Source organism: Nocardia sp. NPDC051833 (genome assembly GCF_040681225.1).
Classification (GTDB): domain Bacteria; phylum Actinomycetota; class Actinomycetes; order Mycobacteriales; family Mycobacteriaceae; genus Nocardia.
On record NZ_JBFAYK010000001.1, the window covers coordinates 2,612,283 to 2,626,094 of the forward strand.

The window sequence follows — 13,812 nt, forward strand, 5'->3', positions numbered from 1 at the left end:
CGGTGGTCGTGGCGACCACCGGCCCGCCTCGTTCGCAGGAGAATTCGCCATGGCGACAGTGCAGTTCGACGGTGTCACGCACCGCTATCCCGGCGCCGACACCCCCGCGGTCGACGCACTCGATCTCGACATCGCCGACGGCGAGTTCCTCGTGCTGGTCGGACCGTCGGGCTGCGGCAAGTCGACCAGCCTGCGCATGCTGGCCGGCCTGGAATCGGTCGAGGAGGGGACCATCCGGATCGGCGACCGCGATGTCACCGGGCTGCCGCCGCGCGCCCGCGACGTGGCGATGGTGTTCCAGAGCTACGCGCTGTACCCGAACATGACCGTCGCCGAGAACATGGGCTTCGCCCTGCGCAACGCGGGAATGAACAAGGCCGACACCCTCGTTCGGGTCAAGGAGGCCGCGGCCATGCTCGAGCTGGAGGCACTGCTCGACCGCAAGCCGGCCAAGCTGTCCGGTGGTCAGCGGCAGCGCGTCGCCATGGGCCGCGCGATCGTGCGCCGCCCGCAGGTGTTCTGCATGGACGAGCCGCTGTCCAACCTCGACGCCAAGCTGCGGGTGAGCACCCGCTCCCAGATCGCCGCGCTGCAACAGCGACTCGGCACCACCACGGTCTACGTCACCCACGACCAGGTCGAGGCGATGACCATGGGCCACCGCGTCGCGGTCCTGCGCGACGGCACCCTCCAGCAGATCGCCTCGCCCCGGCAGCTCTACGACGACCCGGTGAACACCTTCGTCGCGGGGTTCATCGGCTCGCCGGGCATGAACCTGCTCGAAGCGCCGGTCGTCGACGGCGCCGCCGTCCTCGACGGACTGCGAATCCCGGTGCCGCGCGGTGTGTCCGGTGCCCGGGTGATCCTCGGCATCCGGCCCGAGTCCTGGGCGGTCACCACCGATCCCGAGGGCATCACCGTCGTCGCCGAACTGCTCGAGGAACTCGGCGCCGAATCCTTCGTCTACACCCACGGCGCCGGCACCGACTGGTCCACCCGCTCCGGCAAGATCGTCGTGCGCGTCGACCGCCGCTTCCAGACCGCTCTCGGCGAAACCCTGCACCTGCGCCCGAAACTCGACGAGGTGTTCTTCTTCGACGCGGCGACCGAGATCCGGGTGCGCTGAGGTCGACCGCGCTACGACAGACCTGCCGTGGTGCGGCGGCCGATCGCCGCGTCGAGGGCGCCGAGTTCGGCGAAGACGTCGGTGGCGGCCCAGACGCGGTTGCGTTTGGAGTCGGAGACGACCTCGAGGATGCCGGCGTCGACGAGTCGTTCGATGGCGCGGTAGGTGGCCGAATCGGTGGTCGCGGTGAGTTTGTTCGCGACCGCGATCGTCAGGATCGGGTGCTCGAGCAGGTTCGCGAGCAGGGCCTCGTCGGCGGAGCCGCCGCGCGGGCGGGCGCGGTCGCGCCAGCGCTGGGGGAGCGCGGCCAGGGCGCGGGCGGAGTCGATGGCGGCCTCGCTGGCGTACACCGCCGCGAGCGCCAGGTACACGACGAACTCGTCGGCGGCACCGCCCCGGTAGGCATCCAGCTGCGCGAAGTAGCGCGAGGAGTCGGCGAGCATGACCGAGGAGAAGGGCACCGTCACCCGATCGGTCAGCCCGCGCCTGCGCAGAATCGCGCTCACCAGCGCGCGGCCGATCCGGCCGTTGCCGCTGACGAACGGGTGGATCGAGACGAACTGCGCGTGCGCGATCGCGGCCTGCACGAGGATCGGCAGGTCACCGCGCGCGACGAAGGCGAGCAGATCGGCCACCAAGTCGGGCACCAGTTCCGGAGGCGGGGGGACATACAGCGCGTGCAGCGGGGTGTAGTCGCTGCCGCCGATCCAGGTCTGCGCCGTGCGGAAGCGGCCCGCCTTCTCCCACTCCGGGGCGATCAGCACGCGGTGGGCGCTGAGCAGGTGCGCCTCGGTGATCCGGCCGGTGGCGCCCGCGTCGACCAGGCCGGCCAGGCTGCGCACCGCACTCACCTGTGCCTCCGCCTCGGGCCGGGTCGCCGCGCCACCGAAGGCTTTGCCGAATGCTCGCCAGCCGGCGTCGACGTGCTCGATCCGCGACGACGCGACCGCCTCGGCGCGCAGCAGGAATTCGCGCAGCGACGCCGAATACTGGCCCTGACCCGCCTCGAGATGGGTCACCGCGATCAGCGCGGCCTCACTGGCCGATGTCGTTCGCCTGGAATCGAAGTCGAGATCGGCGATGCGCGGCGGGATGGACACCGCCACCGACTCGGGCGCGGGGCCGGCTCGCGATCCGTCGCGCGCCGTCCAGGGACGCTGCTCGACATGATGAGCAGGCCAATTCATGAGCTATTACTGTACTTTCACTATCCGGAACGCGACTACTTCAGTGGCTATCCGCGTTTGCGGTTGCCGACGCCACCAATGAGCTGGCTACTCGCTGTTGGCATGTCAAGGCTGGATGGGCGTCGTACGGGCTCGGGCGACCGCCTCGGCGATGCCGCCGCGGAAGGGGAGGCCGTGACCGGGCAGGACCAGCTCGGCCGGGACGGACTCGAGGGTGGTGAGCGCAGCCAGCGTGGCGGGGGTGGAGTGGTTGAAGAAGCTCGGAAGTAGCTGTGGTCCTACCGCTTTCGAGGTCGGATGCGCGGTGACGAGGGTGTCGCCGGTCGCGATGGCACCCGCCGCGGGGAGGTGGAAGGCCGAGTGGCCCGAGGTGTGCCCGGGACAGGCGATCGGGACCGGGTTGCCCGGAAAGTCCAGCGCCCCCTCGGTGGGGAAGGGCTGGATGTGCGCGACGGTGTTCTTGCGCAAGCCACCCGCGGCGGTGATCCGCGCGGCCCACCCGATCGTGGCGCGATCGTTGAGCCGCTTGATCACATCCAGCGGAGTGGCCGACTCATGACACTCTCCCCGCGCGTGCCGCACCTCGACGGCACTGGTGTACGCGGGAATCCCGTACCGCCGGTGCAGATGATTCAGCGCCCCGACATGATCGAGATGAGCGTGCGTGAGCAGCACCGCCACGATGTCCTCCGGCCGATGCCCGAGCTCCCGCACCACCCGCTCGATCACCCCGGCATCCCCCAGCCAGCCGGCATCGATCAGCGTGAGGTCCCGCCCGTCCCGCAGCAGCACCATATTCACATCGGTGCCCCGAATGGTGAACACCTCGTCACCAACTTGCTGGTAGCGCACTATATCTCCGTCATCTCGGCTCCGCGATCAGACTATCCGGCCACCCACCAGCGCACCGAGATCGACGGTCAGCGGGAACGGTGTGGTCACCGCGACCGACCCCGTCGCCCGCGGGGTGATCCGGTATTCGCCGTCGTCCAGGGTGTACACGGTCAGCCCCACCGCGGCGGGGTCGAGGATATCGATGACCCAGTAGTGACCGATCGCGTTCGCCGCGTACTCACCCGCCTTGATGGCGTAGTCGCGCACCGCCGACTCCCCGGAGGTCGCGATCTCGATCGCCACCACGATCTGGTCGGCACGGACTCGCTGCTGCTCACCCACCTCGACACTCGCGACGACCACATCCGGAACCCGACGGGGCGAGCGCCCGATCAGTTCGGCCTCCAGCTCGGCGAACGCTTCCAGCCCCGCGGGCAGCTGACTGTCGAGCTGGCCGAGCAGACGCTTGATGGCGCGGCTGTGCGGAGCCGCCGGACGCGCGTTCACGAGCAGGAAACCATCCTCGATCTCGTAGCGATGAGTCGTATCGATCGGCAGCGCGTCGAACTCCGCGGCCGTGATCGGCCGCCCGCCCGCTGTCGACGCCGTCTCCACCATCGTCTTCACCTCGTCTCCTCAGCCGCGATGCGTCGAGAGCCCCATCATCGCACCTGGTGGGCGGACCGGGCCGCTACCAGATCGTCACGCGTTCGGCGGGGGACAGGTAGAGGGTGTCGGTGGGGGTGACGTCGAAGGCTTCGTAGAAGCTGTCGATGTTGCGGACGACGGCGTTGCAGCGGAACTCCGGTGGGGAGTGGGGGTCGACGGCGAGGCGGCGGATGGCTTCCTCGGGGCGGGCCTTGGTGCGCCAGACCTGGGCCCAGCCGTAGAAGACGCGCTGCAGGCCGGTGAGGCCGTCGATAACCGGCGGTTCGGTGCCGTCGAGGGAGATCTTGTAGGCGGCCAGGGCGATCGACAGGCCGCCGAGGTCGCCGATGTTCTCGCCGATGGTGAACTCGCCGTTGACCTTGTGCTCGTCGGCCAGGTCGGCCGGGGAGAGCACGCTGTACTGGTCGATCAGCGCCTTGGTGCGCTTGCCGAACTCGGCGCGGTCGGCGTCGGTCCACCAGTCCTTCATGTTGCCGTCGCCGTCGTACTTGGCGCCCTGATCGTCGAAACCGTGGCCGATCTCGTGGCCGATCACCGCGCCGATACCGCCGTAGTTGGCGGCGTCGTCGGCGTTCATGTCGAAGAACGGCGGCTGCAGGATCGCGGCCGGGAAGACGATCTCGTTCATGCCGGGGTTGTAGTAGGCGTTGACCGTCTGCGGGGTCATGAACCACTCGCCACGGTCCACCTCACCGCCCAGTTTGCCCAGATCACGGTCGTGATCGGCGGCATAGCCGCGACGATAGTTGCCGACCAGGTCGGCCGGGTCGACCTCGACCGCGGAGTAGTCGCGCCAGGCATCGGGGTAGCCGATCTTGGGGGTGAACTTCTCCAGCTTGGTGAGCGCGGCGGCGCGGGTGTCCTGGCCCATCCACTCCAGGTCGGTGATGTTGCGGCGGTAGGCCTCCTGCAGGTTGGCCACCAGCTCGACCATCCGCGCCTTGGCCTGCGGCGGGAAGTGCTCGGCCACATACAGTTTGCCGACGGCCTCGCCCAGCAGCTCCTGCACCAGCGAGACACCGCGCTTCCAGCGCTCGCGGTTCTCCTGCGCGCCGGTGAGGGTGCGGCCGTAGAAGTCGAAGTTCTCCGCGACGATCTCGTCGGTCAGGTAGGGCGCCCTGGCGCGCAGCACCTGCGCGACGGCCCAGTCCCGCCAATCCGCCTGCGGCACTGCGGCCCACGCCTGCGCGAAGGCCCGCACGTAGTCGGGCTGACGCACCACGAGCTCGGCGAACAGCTCGGTCCCGCTCCGGCCGAGACCGGACGCGACGGCGTCCACCCAGGCGGCCCAGTCGAATTCGGGATTCGCGGCGGCCAGCTCGGCGAGAGTGGTGAGGTTGTAGCTCTTCTCGGCATCGCGACGGCGCACCACGTCCCAGTGGCCCGCGGCCAGGGTGCGCTCCAGCTCGAACACGCGGCGGGCCGCGTCGGCCGGCTCGGCGGGGACCAGGCCGGCCAGCGCCGGATCGGCGGCCGCGACGGTGAACATCTTCGCGAGATGGGCCTGGTAGGCATCGCGGATCTCGGCGAATTCGTCGGAGCGGTAGTACGACTCGTCCGGCAGGCCGATACCCGACTGGGTGGCGTGCACCAGGTAGCGGGTGGAGTCCTTGTCGTCGGTGTCGACGTAGTAGCCGAGCGCGCCGCGCACACCGGTGCGCTGCAAGCGGCCGAGCAGCGCGGCGAACGCGCTCGGTCCGTCGACCTCGGCGATCTCGCGCAGTTCGGCGGCGATCGGCGAGAGACCAGCCGCGGTCACGGCGTCGGTGTCCATGAAGCTGGAGTACAGGTCACCGATCTTGCGGGCGTCGGCGTCGTCGGACGCGTTCGCCGCGCTGTCCTGGATGATCGCCTGCACGTCGAGCTCGGCCTGGTCGTACAACGTCCGGAAGGCGCCGTCCACCGCGCGGTCGGCCGGGATCTCGTACCCGGCCAGCCACTGCCCGTTGACGTGCGCGAACAGGTCGTCCTGGACCCGCACCTCCTGGTCGCGGAAGGACAGATCGATACCGGAGGGACTGATCGGATCGGAAGTCACGCGCTCCAGTATGCCGACAACCGCCGACGCGTGCGGCGGCCTCGGACGAGGCTGGGCCGCGGACCGGCGCCTGCTTCAGGCGCAGACGAACTCGTCGTCGCGGACACCGGCCACGAAGGCCTCCCATTCACCGGCGGTGAAACGGAGCAGGACGTCGTCGTGGCGGAGGGTGGCCGAGCCGTCGGGGGCGACCCGGGCGACCAGGTCGGGGTGGCGGCGGGTGCTGAGCAGGCAGTGCAGGAACGCGGTCCACAGGGCGGTCTCGACGGTGATGATCGGCTCGTCGAGGCCGGCGTTGTTCGGGTCGCGACGGAATTTGCTGTCGCGTATCTGGACGATGTCGCCGTCGAATCGGACCTCGACACACTGGTTACCGTTGTTGGAGCGTGACGAAGTGAACCAGCCGTGATCGGCCGGGCGGCGACGAGCGGTGGTGGACATACCCCGAATCTTACACGCTGGCATAGTCCCTGATCAGGGCGAGAGATTCGGCGCGGGAAAGGGATTGCTCCCTGGCGCGCACGTAGGCGAAGCCTAGATCGCGCACCTGCTCGGCATCGTCGACCGGGCCACCGAAGACGGCGCTCTCGGCCCACGCGAAGGTAGGTAGCTGATCGCTTGCGAAGTCGATCAGATGGAAGCTGGAACCACCGAGCACCGCCCCTTCGGGAGCGCTGAACGGGATCACGCGCACATCGACGGTGTCCAGTTCACGCATCAGCTCCACCAGGTGCCGCAACTGCCCCCGCAGCACCTCGGCGCCGCCGGTCTGCTGACGCAGCGTCGCCTCGCCGAGGACCGCGGTGAGTTCGAGCGGCTCCGGCCCGCGCAGCCGCTGCTGGCGGCGCAACCGGATCGCGACCAACTGGTCCACCTGGACCGGCCGGATCATCACATCGGCGCTGATCAGGGCACAGGCGTAGGCCTCGGTCTGTAACAGGCCGGGCACGAGCAGGCTGTCGTAGCTGCGGATGCTCTGCGCGCCCGCCTCCATGCCGTAGAGGCGTTGCAGTTCGGGACCGATCAGCGCCGAGGCCGTGGTCCACCAGCCGCGCTGCTTGCTGGTCTCGAGCAGCGCGAGCAGTTCGGCGCGCTCGTCGGCGGTGACATCGAGGACGTCGAGGACCGGTTCGATGGTGGTCCGGGTGAGGACCCGCCTGCCCTTCTCCACATGCGACCAGTTGGCCGGGGTGAAACCGACGCGACGGGCGAACCCGGCCGAGTCGAAGCCGCGCTGTTCACGCAGTTCGCGCAGGCGCAGCACCAGTTCCCAGCGCGCGGCGGTCGGCGAAACGGGGGACATGTCCGAATATGCTACGCCGACAGACACGCCAGCTACTGACTATTGTCAGCGTGGTTGTGCGGGATTACGCTGTGTAGAACGGCAATTTTCCCTTAGGTCCTGCCGTTATGAAAAAGTTTCCCGCTCCACCCGTTCGTGATGAAACGCTCCCATCCAGTCGAGCGAATCCACAGCTACATCGAGTCAGCGTCGACAGAGACGAGGTCGTGATGAGCACGTCGCGCACAGATGACAAAGGCGGGTATACCGCGGCCGAGGAGTACTCGGCCACCCAGGATGCGCTGGCGCGCTGCCGTCACTACCGCAAGCACAACGGGCTCTACGGTGTGGTCGACTCGACGCTGGGCCGGATCATGCTGGAGATCGGCGCGGTCGGGGCGGTGGTCATGCCGTCGACGCTGGGGGAGCGGGTGCGCGGACTGCTGATCGGCCGCGGACAACGCTGCGGGCCGATCATTGCCCATCCCCGCTCCGGCCGCTGGACCTTCCTGACCGGCCCCACCGACAATTCCTATCTGGACACCGTGCTGTTCGCCGACCTGTTCCGGGTGTGCGCCTCGGTGGCCTTACCCGGCAGCGAGATCGTGCTGCCCTCGCCGGCCGACGAACGCAGCGGCTACCGCACCTGGATGCAGGAACCCGACGGCGACTACCGGCCCGATTTCGCGCAGATCGTCGCCGCCACCCGCACGAACGCCAGGTCGGCGGCGCTGCTGCGAGAGCCCGGCTCGGCCTGAGTCCTACTGCCCGCCCAGGCGCGCGTGCATCTCCCAGATCAGGACCTCGGCGTCGCCGTGCGGTCGCACCAGCTGCCCGCCGGAACGGGTCAGCCGCACCGCGTCACCCTGCGCCAGCGTGCCGACGCCTTCCAGCTCGACCTCGCCGCGCGCCACGAAGACATGCAGGTAGGGGGCATCGGGCAGGGTGACCCCCGGACTGTCCGCCGAGAGCCGCGCGACGTGCATGGCCGCGTGCGAGGAATTGATCGCGATGGCGGTGCGATCGCGGTAGCGGGGTAACCCGGAGGCGACCGTCACCAAGCCGCCGCCCGCGAGCTCGTCGTCGATCTCGAGCTGCTGATAGCCCGGATCGACCCCTGGCTCGTCGGGCACCACCCACATCTGGACGAAATGCACCGGTTCGTCGTGCTCGGGCAGCGCGCCGTCGAGGCGCCACGAGTCGTTCTTCTCCGAGTGCAGGATCCCCGTGCCGGCGCTCATCCGCTGGGCCAGGCCCGGGTAGATGATGCCGTTGTGGCCCAGCGAATCCTGGTGCACCAGGCTGCCGCCGAGCACCCAGGTGACGATCTCCATGTCCCGGTGCGGATGGGTGTCGAAGCCCTCCCCGGGCAGCACCACGTCCTCGTTGTTCACCAGCAGCAGCCCGTGATGGGTGTTGTCGGGGTCGTAATGCTCGCCGAAGGAGAACGAGTGTTTGGAATCGAGCCATGAGATCCGGGTCTTCATCCGGTCACCACCGCGGTGCAGTTCGATCCGCGGTGTCGTCGATGTGGACATACGTTCCTCCTGCTCGCACCCGTACCGCCGCCTCAATTCTGGCACCACTATTCTCACGAGGTGTCGACTCATCGCCTTGACGGCTCGAATCCGGCGGATGAGTCACCGGCCTCGCTGCGACATCTGCTGCGCGAGAGCCGCGGTGTCTTCCGGCGGAATCCGCAGATGCCGCGCCTGGCGCTGCTGCGGCTCGCGGCCCAATTCGGTGACGGGATGTTCCAGGCCGCGCTCTCGGGCGCGATCCTGTTCAACCCCGAGCGCGAGACCGATCCGCTGGCGATCGCCGCCGGTTTCGCGGTGCTGCTGCTGCCGTACTCGCTGCTCGGGCCCTACGCGGGCGCGCTGCTCGACCGCTGGGACCGGCGCAATGTCCTGCTGACCGCCAGCATCGCGCGGGCGGTGCTGATCGGGCTGGCCGCGATCGGGCTGTTCGCCGGGATCGGCGAGACACCGCTGCTGCTGCTCGCGCTGGCGACCGTCGGGATCAGCCGATTCGTGCTGGCCGGGGTGTCGGCGGCGCTGCCACGGGTGCTCGAACAACGCTGGCTGGTGCCGATGAACTCGGTGCTCGCGACGGTCGCCTCGGTCTGTGCCGGGGTCGGCGCCGCCGCGTCGGTGGCGGTGATCGCGTTGCTCGGCGCGGGCGACTCCGCGTCGGCGGTCGCGGTGGCGCTGAGCGGGATCGGTTCGGTCGTCGGCGCGGTGCTCGCGGCGGGCTTCCGGCGCGGTGTGCTCGGGCCCGAGAGTGGTTCGGCCAGTTCGGAGAGCACGGTGCACGCGATCGCCACCGGTCTGCGCACCGGCGCGGCCGCGGTCTGGCACGCGACGCAGGTGACGACGGCGATGATCGGCATCGGCGCGCACCGCATCGTGTTCGGCATGAACACCCTGATCATGGTGCTGGTCCTGCGCCAGCCCGCGGGCAACGACGAGATGAGCGGCGGACTGGTCGGATTCGGCGTCGCGATCGGCTTCGCGGCGGCGGGCATGCTGCTGGCCGCGATCCTCGCGCCGGTGCTGATCCCACGGCTGGGCAGGCCGCGCACGGTGCTGCTCGGCCTGGTGACCGCGGTCGTCGTGCAGTTGACGCTGGTCACCCCGATCGCGCTGGCGACCGGCGCGGCCGTCGACAACGCGCACCGCCTGCTGCTGGCCGGCGCCTTCGGGCTCGGCCTTGCCGGTCAGACGATCAAGCTGACCGGCGACGCGAGCATGCAGATCGACATCGACGACGATCAGCGCGGCCAGGTATTCGCCCTGCAGGACACCGTCTTCAACATCACCTTCGTGCTCGCGATCGCGGTGACCGCGCTGGTGATCCCGGCCGACGGCCGCTCGATCGGCGTGGTGCTCGCTGGCGCGGCCGTCTACGCCCTCGGGATCCTGGCGATCGCGCTCAATTCTCGTCGAGCCAGGGCGGCCGGCTGAGCGCGGCCGGTTCCTGGGCCAGCACCGCGCGGTGGTCGACCGCGAACAGCGGGATGTCCGGCAGCGGGTCCGCCGCGGGCGCGGCGGGCACCGCGTTCACCACCGTGTCCGCGCGCTCGACCCACGGCAGTGGTTCCTGCTCGGCGCTCTCGGGCGCGCCGGTGACCTGATGCGACCAGGTGCCGTCGCGGGCCGGGTCGGTGAAGAAGTTGTCGAGGACGCCGTCGTCGTCCAGGTCGAGGGCGGCGACGTCGGCGACGCCGTCGCGATCGGAGTCCCACAGGGCGTCGTCGGTGCTGGTGTCACCGTCGAAGTCGAGCCATAGCGCGTCGGCGAAGCCGGTTTCGGCCAGGGCCAGCTCGGCCTGCCCCGACCAGTGGTGCACGATGCCGTCGCCGGTTCCGAAGACGTACTCGATGTCGTTCACATAGGGATTGGACGCGCCGGGACCCGGATCGGTTCCGGTAAATTCAGAACTACATCGGTGGTATTTGTTTGTTCGTTCGGATACCCATTCGAGGGAGCACATGCGCACAACGCTGGTACCGCACGGTTCGACCGCACTCGGCGCCTTGCTGGCCGTCGTGCTCGCAGCCCCCGCGCTCGCGACTCCCTTCCCCTGGGCACCGCCACCCGTGAATATCTGCGGCGAAACGGGATTCGACCCGCTCAACCGGCTGCCCGACCCCGCCGCGCCACCACCGCCGATCATCGCGCCCAGCATCGACATCCCGGTCATCGTGCCGGAGCTGACGCCGGTGCCGCTGCCCGATCCGCCGCACGACAACACCCGCGTCGCGCAGGCGCCGCTGCCGTCGGACCCGTGCCGCAACCCGTGCCCTGAGGTCAGGGACACGCCCGAACCCGACGACGGGATCGACGAGTCCGGCGACGCGTCAACGGGTTCGGGGTCTGGGTCGGGCTCCGGGTCGGCGATCTCGTTGCCGCGCATCCGGATCAAGCCCGAGATCGAGCCCATCCCGATCCCGGTGCCGGGTGGTGAGGGCGAGCCCGCACAGGAACCGCCCGCACCCGTCGTGCGACCGGTCGAACCGGGACCGGCGCAGCCCGCAGTCGCGGCACCGATGGTGGAATCGGTGCGCCTGGTCGAGCAGGTGACCGGGCACGGGTCGAACAACCGGACCGACATGCGCTGGCAGGTCGACGGCACCGACCTCGGCCTGTTCTGGGAGACCGAACCGGGCAGGGTGGCCATGGTGTTCGGCGATACCTTCGGCGAGGGCTGGACCTATGGCGGCGCGGGCGCCGACAGCGCCGACTGGCGTTCCAATGTGCTCGCCTACAGCACCGACCGGAACCTCGACGACGGCCTGGTCATCGATTCGATGGTGCAGGACAGCCCCTGTCACGCCGCCGAACTGCTCGGCAGCCGCAAGATCAGGAACTGGGAGACCACCACCATCCCCACCTCGGGGTTCGCCATCGGCAAGCGCCAGTTCCTGAGCTACATGTCGGTCAACCACTGGTCGCGGGTGCCGGGCATGTGGCTGACGAACTACGGCGGCCTGGCGTATTCCGACGACGGCGGGCAGACCTGGACCAAGGATCAGCACGCACGCTGGGAGAACATGTTCGGCGTCGGCCGGTTCCAGGTGGCCGCGATGGTGCCGCACGGCGACTACGTCTACATGTTCGGCACGCCCAACGGGCGGATCGGCGTGATCGGCCTGGCCAGGGTGCGCAAGGACGACGTCCTCAACAAGACGGCCTATCAGTACTGGGTGGACGGCAATTGGGCGCCCGCCGCGGAGAATTCGGCGACACCGCTGGTGATGGGCATGGCCAGCGAACTGTCGGTGCGGTTCGACGCGGAGAGCGGGCAGTGGCAGATGGTCTACCTGGACCCGGCCGCGAACCAGATCGTGCTGCGCACCGCGGCGCACCCGCAGGGGCGGTGGACCTCGACGGTGCCGCTGGTCTCCACCGCGGACTATCCCAAGGCCTACGGCGGGTTCATCCATCCCTGGTCGACCGCGCGTGACCTGTACTTCACGATGTCGGCGTGGGACAGCTACAACGTGTACCTGATGCACGCCCGGCTGAATCCGCCGCGCTGATCAGCGCGCGGGCACGAACCGTAGTCGCTCGCCGGGTCTGGCCTGGGCCACCCGGTCCACATCCGCGTCGAGCACCACGGCGATGACCGGGTACCCACCGGTGATCGGGTGATCGGCGAGGAAGACGACCGGCTGACCACTCGGCGGCACCTGGACCGAGCCGAGCGCGACGCCCTCCGCGGGTAACTCGCGGGTGATCGAGCGGACCAGCGGCGGGCCGTCGGCGCGATCCAGGCGCGCGCCGATGCGATCGGTATCGGTGGAGACCACCCACGAACCGTGGAACAGCTCACCGGGATCGGCGAACCAGTCCGCGCGCGGGCCGGGCAGCGCCCGCACGGTCAGGACCTCGGGCGGCACCGGCACGGGCGCGAACTCGACGGTCGGCAGGGTGCGCGGGGGCGGGCCGATCGGGAGCTGCGTGCCGACCCGCAGCGGCTCGGGGCCGATGCCGGACATGGTGTCGCGGCTGCGCGACCCGAGCACCTTGGGCACGTCGATGCCGCCGCGCACGGCCACATAGCTGCGCAGGCCGGACAGGGCCAGACCGAGCCGCAGCACCTGGCCCTCCGCCAGTTCGAGCACGCTGGCATGCCCGACCGGCGTGCCGTCGACGGTCGCCGGGGCGACGGCGCCGGTGACCGCGACGGTGAGATGGACGTCGGCGCGCAGGGCCAGGCCGCCGAGCAGCACCTCGATGGCGGCCAGATCCTCCGGATTGCCGACCAGTCGGTTCGCCAGGCGCAGCGAGGCCCGGTCGGCCGCCCCCGCCTGACCCACCCCCGAGTCGAACCAGCCGGGTCGCCCCAGGTCCTGGACCGTCGCGAGCGGCCCCACCCGCTCGATGAAGATCAGCATGCGATCACTCCCCGATTCGCTGTCGAGGCGGCGCATCGTTGAGCAGCCCTGGTAGTTATTCCGCGGTCGCCGTGTCGACGAACCGTACCGCCGTCCCCGCCCGCACCAGCGCGGGCGGATCGCGGTCCACCACCCACATCCGCAGATCGGTACTGCCGATCAACTGCCATCCGCCCGGCGTGCCCCGCGGATACACCGCCGAGTAGCCGCCCGCCAAGGCGACGGCGCCGGGTGGGATCGCGGTGCGGGCCTGGGCCCGGCGTGGCACCGACAGCCTGCCGTCGGGCGAGGTCAGGTAGCCGAAGCCGGGCGCGAAACCGACGAACGCGCACCGCCAGACGGTCCCGGTGTGCGCCGCGATCACCTCGGGCACCGACAGCCCGAGCAGATCGGCGACCTCGGGCAGATCGGCGCCGTCGTAGCGCACCGGAATGTCCACCACATCGTCGGGAATCGCGCTGTCCGGCACTGTTCCACGGGAAACATCGGGCGAATCCGGCTGCGGCGGTTCCTGATCCAGCCGGTCGAGCAGGGCGACCAGCTCGCGCCGCACCTGGACGCCGTAGCTCACCGAATGCATCGTCACCAGCACGGTTTCCGCGGCGGGCAGCACGTCCTGGACACCCGCGATGGCGTGTACGCGCAGGGCCGAGGCGAGGCGCTGCACCGGGCGTGGGTCGTCGAGGGTGATGAGCATCGCACGATCGCCCGCGGGGCGGATGCGCGCGTTCCAGTCGCCAGCCGAGTCCCTCGTTGCCTCGTCCATCCTGCCTC

14 protein-coding genes are annotated in these 13,812 nt (G+C 69.7%); 4 read left to right on the top strand and 10 right to left on the bottom strand.

Features of this window, described 5'->3' with window-relative positions:
- Window positions 1–49 precede the first annotated feature (49 nt).
- Window positions 50–1,126, top strand: coding sequence for a sn-glycerol-3-phosphate ABC transporter ATP-binding protein UgpC (ugpC, locus tag AB0L91_RS11815; protein ID WP_365009285.1), 1,077 nt, complete (start codon window positions 50–52; stop codon window positions 1,124–1,126).
- Between the two features lie 11 nt (window positions 1,127–1,137).
- Here ugpC and AB0L91_RS11820 read toward each other — a convergent pair whose 3' ends face one another.
- The 6 genes from AB0L91_RS11820 to AB0L91_RS11845 form a co-directional block, all read right to left on the bottom strand.
- A complete protein-coding gene (locus tag AB0L91_RS11820) occupies window positions 1,138–2,313 on the bottom strand; it encodes a Fic family protein (RefSeq protein ID WP_365009287.1) in 1,176 nt (391 codons plus the stop codon).
- A gap of 105 nt (window positions 2,314–2,418) precedes the next feature.
- Window positions 2,419–3,138 carry an MBL fold metallo-hydrolase gene (locus tag AB0L91_RS11825; protein WP_365009289.1) on the bottom strand — a complete coding sequence of 240 codons (720 nt, stop codon included), beginning with the start codon at window positions 3,136–3,138 and terminating at the stop codon, window positions 2,419–2,421.
- Window positions 3,139–3,192: 54 nt separating this feature from the next.
- Complete coding sequence (locus AB0L91_RS11830) at window positions 3,193–3,765, bottom strand: Uma2 family endonuclease (protein WP_365011267.1); 573 nt, start codon at window positions 3,763–3,765, stop codon at window positions 3,193–3,195.
- 73 nt (window positions 3,766–3,838) lie between these two features.
- Window positions 3,839–5,854, bottom strand: coding sequence for a M13-type metalloendopeptidase (locus tag AB0L91_RS11835; RefSeq protein ID WP_365009291.1), 2,016 nt, complete (start codon window positions 5,852–5,854; stop codon window positions 3,839–3,841).
- 75 nt (window positions 5,855–5,929) lie between these two features.
- On the bottom strand, window positions 5,930–6,295 hold the full coding sequence (locus AB0L91_RS11840) for a DUF397 domain-containing protein (RefSeq protein ID WP_365009294.1): 366 nt from the start codon (window positions 6,293–6,295) through the stop codon (window positions 5,930–5,932).
- Between the two features lie 10 nt (window positions 6,296–6,305).
- Window positions 6,306–7,157 carry a helix-turn-helix transcriptional regulator gene (locus AB0L91_RS11845; protein ID WP_365009297.1) on the bottom strand — a complete coding sequence of 284 codons (852 nt, stop codon included), beginning with the start codon at window positions 7,155–7,157 and terminating at the stop codon, window positions 6,306–6,308.
- Between the two features lie 209 nt (window positions 7,158–7,366).
- On the opposite strand from AB0L91_RS11845, the gene AB0L91_RS11850 reads away from it, so the two are divergent.
- Window positions 7,367–7,894: a hypothetical protein gene (locus tag AB0L91_RS11850; RefSeq protein ID WP_218722251.1), complete on the top strand. Its 528-nt coding sequence runs from the start codon at window positions 7,367–7,369 to the stop codon at window positions 7,892–7,894.
- A 3-nt stretch (window positions 7,895–7,897) separates the two neighbouring features.
- On the opposite strand, the gene AB0L91_RS11855 is transcribed toward AB0L91_RS11850, so the two are convergent.
- Entirely contained in the window at window positions 7,898–8,674 is a 777-nt protein-coding gene (locus tag AB0L91_RS11855; RefSeq protein ID WP_357341893.1) for a pirin family protein, read from the bottom strand.
- Between the two features lie 165 nt (window positions 8,675–8,839).
- On the opposite strand from AB0L91_RS11855, the gene AB0L91_RS11860 reads away from it, so the two are divergent.
- A complete protein-coding gene (locus tag AB0L91_RS11860; protein ID WP_365011269.1) occupies window positions 8,840–10,102 on the top strand; it encodes an MFS transporter in 1,263 nt (420 codons plus the stop codon).
- Here AB0L91_RS11860 and AB0L91_RS11865 read toward each other — a convergent pair.
- Window positions 10,071–10,529, bottom strand: a complete 459-nt coding sequence (locus AB0L91_RS11865; RefSeq protein WP_365009301.1) for a hypothetical protein — start codon at window positions 10,527–10,529, stop codon at window positions 10,071–10,073. The two genes, AB0L91_RS11860 and AB0L91_RS11865, sit on opposite strands and share 32 nt — an antisense overlap.
- A gap of 100 nt (window positions 10,530–10,629) precedes the next feature.
- Between AB0L91_RS11865 and AB0L91_RS11870 the strand changes: the two genes are divergently transcribed.
- A complete protein-coding gene (locus AB0L91_RS11870) occupies window positions 10,630–12,180 on the top strand; it encodes a DUF4185 domain-containing protein (RefSeq protein WP_365009304.1) in 1,551 nt (516 codons plus the stop codon).
- Here the strand turns inward: AB0L91_RS11870 and AB0L91_RS11875 are convergent, their stop codons facing one another.
- Complete coding sequence (locus AB0L91_RS11875; protein WP_357341888.1) at window positions 12,181–13,038, bottom strand: biotin-dependent carboxyltransferase family protein; 858 nt, start codon at window positions 13,036–13,038, stop codon at window positions 12,181–12,183.
- A gap of 55 nt (window positions 13,039–13,093) precedes the next feature.
- On the bottom strand, window positions 13,094–13,804 hold the full coding sequence (locus AB0L91_RS11880) for an allophanate hydrolase subunit 1 (RefSeq protein ID WP_357341886.1): 711 nt from the start codon (window positions 13,802–13,804) through the stop codon (window positions 13,094–13,096).
- Window positions 13,805–13,812: the final 8 nt, after the last annotated feature.

What these genes read in the sequence shown, in the direction of transcription:
- AB0L91_RS11870 (WP_365009304.1), top strand. Translation starts at nt 10,630, where the DNA reads ATGCGCACAACGCTGGTACCGCACGGTTCGACCGCACTCGGCGCCTTG.
- AB0L91_RS11860 (WP_365011269.1), top strand. Translation starts at nt 8,840, where the DNA reads ATGCCGCGCCTGGCGCTGCTGCGGCTCGCGGCCCAATTCGGTGACGGG.
- AB0L91_RS11880 (WP_357341886.1), bottom strand. Translation starts at nt 13,804, where the DNA reads ATGGACGAGGCAACGAGGGACTCGGCTGGCGACTGGAACGCGCGCATC.
- AB0L91_RS11850 (WP_218722251.1), top strand. Translation starts at nt 7,367, where the DNA reads ATGAGCACGTCGCGCACAGATGACAAAGGCGGGTATACCGCGGCCGAG.
- AB0L91_RS11820 (WP_365009287.1), bottom strand. Translation starts at nt 2,313, where the DNA reads ATGAATTGGCCTGCTCATCATGTCGAGCAGCGTCCCTGGACGGCGCGC.
- ugpC (WP_365009285.1), top strand. Translation starts at nt 50, where the DNA reads ATGGCGACAGTGCAGTTCGACGGTGTCACGCACCGCTATCCCGGCGCC.
- AB0L91_RS11830 (WP_365011267.1), bottom strand. Translation starts at nt 3,765, where the DNA reads ATGGTGGAGACGGCGTCGACAGCGGGCGGGCGGCCGATCACGGCCGCG.
- AB0L91_RS11875 (WP_357341888.1), bottom strand. Translation starts at nt 13,038, where the DNA reads ATGCTGATCTTCATCGAGCGGGTGGGGCCGCTCGCGACGGTCCAGGAC.
- AB0L91_RS11845 (WP_365009297.1), bottom strand. Translation starts at nt 7,157, where the DNA reads ATGTCCCCCGTTTCGCCGACCGCCGCGCGCTGGGAACTGGTGCTGCGC.
- AB0L91_RS11840 (WP_365009294.1), bottom strand. Translation starts at nt 6,295, where the DNA reads ATGTCCACCACCGCTCGTCGCCGCCCGGCCGATCACGGCTGGTTCACT.
- AB0L91_RS11855 (WP_357341893.1), bottom strand. Translation starts at nt 8,674, where the DNA reads ATGTCCACATCGACGACACCGCGGATCGAACTGCACCGCGGTGGTGAC.